The following is a 301-nucleotide window of genomic DNA, read 5'->3' as shown; positions in this document are numbered from 1 at the left end:
CCCTGCGCAGCGCGCAGGGTCAGCCTGAATACGCGTTTAATGACCAGCACAGTCGTGATGGCAAGGTCAGAATAGCGCTGAGGTCTGCCTCGTGAAGAAGGTGTTGCTGACTCATACCAGGCCTGAATAGCTTCATCATCCAGCCAGAAAGTTATGGAGCCACGGTTGATGAGGGCTTTATTGTAGGTGGGCCAGTTGGTGATTTTGAACTTTTGCTTTGCCACGGAACGGTCTGCGTTGTCGGGAAGATGCGTGATCTGATCCTTCAACTCAGCAAAAGTTCGATTTATTCAACAAAGCC

At 50.8% G+C, this 301-nt stretch carries 1 protein-coding gene; it reads right to left on the bottom strand.

Annotation, left to right across the window (positions count from 1 at the left end):
• Window positions 1–269: transposase (locus tag N6G83_RS54670; protein ID WP_175335444.1), on the bottom strand; the 269-nt coding region annotated here is incomplete at its 3' end.
• Window positions 270–301 lie beyond the last annotated feature (32 nt).

Source organism: Serratia sp. PL7 (assembly GCF_945957435.1).
Note: the sequence above shows the minus strand (reverse complement) of the source record. Positions and strands in the feature narration are given on the sequence as shown.